This is a genomic window from Rhizobium sp. AG207R (genome assembly GCF_027109195.1).
Taxonomy (GTDB): domain Bacteria; phylum Pseudomonadota; class Alphaproteobacteria; order Rhizobiales; family Rhizobiaceae; genus Rhizobium; species Rhizobium dioscoreae.
Map to the genome: position 1 here is coordinate 1 of NZ_JAEPVT010000025.1, position 3124 is coordinate 3124.

Genomic DNA, 3124 nt, shown 5'->3' on the forward strand with positions numbered 1-3124 from the left:
TCAGAAGCGACAAAGGCCGCGTTAGCGGCCTATTGTAACACGGCCTGGCCGTATTTCGGAGTGTGACGAGAAGATTTTGTGAGGCATAAGCCGCTGAAGCGGTTTAGCGTGGAGTTGCGATTAGCAGACCTGGCAGCGACCTACTCTCCCGCGTCTTAAGACGAAGTACCATGGGCGCAGGGGCGTTTCACGGCCGTGTTCGGAAAGGGAACGGGTGCAGCCACCCCGCCATAACCACCAGGTCGGCAAAGCGCAACTTGAGCTGTCCATGCGTTCCGCATGGACAGCTCAAGTCGCTTCTTTGTGGCTGATATGCCTTGTCCTTCTCGCTTACCGCTCGAAGGGGACATCAGCCGGCCATACGGTCACCTCGAGTTCGAGGCGACAGGTGGCCGAAGCTTGCTGTTCATGCTTTTGCATGGACGTTTTGAGAAGCTGGCGTGTTTGAACACGTTTTTTAGAGGCTCATACCGCATGAATGCTTTCGCATTCAGCGGGAGATGAGCACTGGCAATGGGAACGATCAAGCCAATCGAGCTATTAGTACCGGTAAGCTTCATGCGTTGCCGCACTTCCACACCCGGCCTATCAACGTGGTCGTCTTCCACGGCTCTGATAGGGAACACTCGTTTCCAGGTTGGTTTCCCGCTTAGATGCCTTCAGCGGTTATCCATTCCATATATAGCTACCCTGCTATGCCCTTGGCAGGACAACAGGTCCACCAGAGATATGTCCATCCCGGTCCTCTCGTACTAGGGACAGATCCTGTCAATATTCCTACACCCACGGCAGATAGGGACCGAACTGTCTCACGACGTTCTGAACCCAGCTCACGTACCGCTTTAATTGGCGAACAGCCAAACCCTTGGGACCTGCTCCAGCCCCAGGATGCGATGAGCCGACATCGAGGTGCCAAACAACCCCGTCGATATGGACTCTTGGGGGTCATCAGCCTGTTATCCCCGGCGTACCTTTTATCCGTTGAGCGATGGCCCTTCCACACGGGACCACCGGATCACTATGACCGACTTTCGTCTCTGCTCGACTTGTCAGTCTCGCAGTCAGGCGGGCTTATGCCATTGCACTCGACGACCGATTTCCGACCGGTCTGAGCCCACCATCGCGCGCCTCCGTTACTCTTTCGGAGGCGACCGCCCCAGTCAAACTACCCACCATACACTGTCCCGGATCCGGATAACGGACCGCGGTTAGACATCCATGACGATAAGGGTGGTATTTCAAGGATGGCTCCACAAGAACTGGCGTCCCTGCTTCAAAGCCTACCACCTATCCTACACATGCCGACACGAATGCCAGTGTAAAGCTATAGTAAAGGTGCACGGGGTCTTTCCGTCTGACCGCAGGAACCCCGCATCTTCACGGGGAATTCAATTTCACTGAGTCTATGTTGGAGACAGCGGGGAAGTCGTTACGCCATTCGTGCAGGTCGGAACTTACCCGACAAGGAATTTCGCTACCTTAGGACCGTTATAGTTACGGCCGCCGTTTACTGGGGCTTCGATTCAGAGCTTGCACCCCTCCTCTTAACCTTCCAGCACCGGGCAGGCGTCAGACCCTATACGTCGTCTTGCGACTTCGCAGAGCCCTGTGTTTTTGGTAAACAGTCGCTACCCCCTGGTCTGTGCCACCCTCACATGCTTGCGCATATAAGGGTCACGCTTCTTCCGAAGTTACGCGTGCAATTTGCCGAGTTCCTTCAACATAGTTCTCTCAAGCGCCTTGGTATGCTCTACCTGACCACCTGTGTCGGTTTCGGGTACGGTCTGTACGGTGGAGCTATTTCCTGGAACCGCGTCCCCGCCCACACAATCCAATAAGTGTGAACAAGTTAAGCAATCCGTCACTTCCACCAGGCCCACGAATATTAACGTGGTTCCCATCGACTACGCGTGTCCGCCTCGTCTTAGGGGCCGGCTAACCCTGCTCAGATTAACTTTAAGCAGGAACCCTTGGTCTTTCGGCGAGAGGGTCTCTCACCCTCTTTATCGTTACTCATGTCAACATTCGCACTTCCGATACCTCCAGGACCCCTCACGGGTATCCCTTCATCAGCTTACGGAACGCTCCGCTACCACTCCTCAAAGAGGAATCCTCAGCTTCGGTGCATGGCTTCAGCCCCGTTACATTTTCGGCGCAAAGACCCTTGACTAGACCAGTGAGCTGTTACGCTTTCTTTAAATGATGGCTGCTTCTAAGCCAACATCCTGGTTGTTTTGGGATCCTCACATCCTTTCCCACTTAGCCATGACTTGGGGACCTTAGCTGGAGGTTAGGGTTGTTGCCCTTTTCACGACGGACGTTAGCACCCGCCGTGTGTCTGCCTGGTAGTACTTCCCGGTATTCGGAGTTTGGTTAGGATCAGTAAGACGGTGAGTCCCCATAGCCCATCCAGTGCTCTACCCCCGGGAGTATTCGCCAGACGCTCTACCTAAATAGATTTCGCGGAGAACCAGCTATTTCCGAGTTTGATTGGCCTTTCACCCCTAGCCACAAGTCATCCCAATCTATTGCAACAGATGCGGGTTCGGTCCTCCAGTTGGTGTTACCCAACCTTCAACCTGCTCATGGCTAGATCACTCGGTTTCGGGTCTAATGCAACAAACTATATCGCCCTATTCAGACTCGCTTTCGCTTCGCCTACACCTACCGGCTTAAGCTTGCTTGTTACACTAAGTCGTTGACCCATTATACAAAAGGTACGCCGTCACCCTTGCGGGCTCCGACTGTTTGTAGGCATCCAGTTTCAGGTTCTATTTCACTCCCCTTGTCGGGGTGCTTTTCACCTTTCCCTCACGGTACTGGTTCGCTATCGGTCATGCACGAGTACTTAGGCTTGGAGAGTGGTCTCCCCATGTTCAGACAGGATTTCACGTGTCCCGCCCTACTCTAGGACAATAAGTGTATCTACGCGTACGGGGCTGTCACCCTCTGCGGCAAACCTTTCCAGGTTCTTCCACTTTAACACTCATTGCCACTGGCCTGGTCCGCGTTCGCTCGCCACTACTTGCGGAGTCTCGGTTGATGTCCTTTCCTGCAGGTACTTAGATGTTTCAGTTCCCTGCGTTCGCTTCTTACACCCTATTTTATTCAGGTGAAGATACCT

At 53.7% G+C, this 3124-nt stretch carries 2 rRNA genes; both read right to left on the bottom strand.

Features of this window, described 5'->3' with window-relative positions:
• Positions 1–127 precede the first annotated feature (127 nt).
• Positions 128–242 (bottom strand): 5S ribosomal RNA (rrf, locus tag JJQ51_RS32735).
• Positions 243–519: 277 nt separating this feature from the next.
• Positions 520–3124 (bottom strand): 23S ribosomal RNA (locus JJQ51_RS32740); the annotation flags it as partial.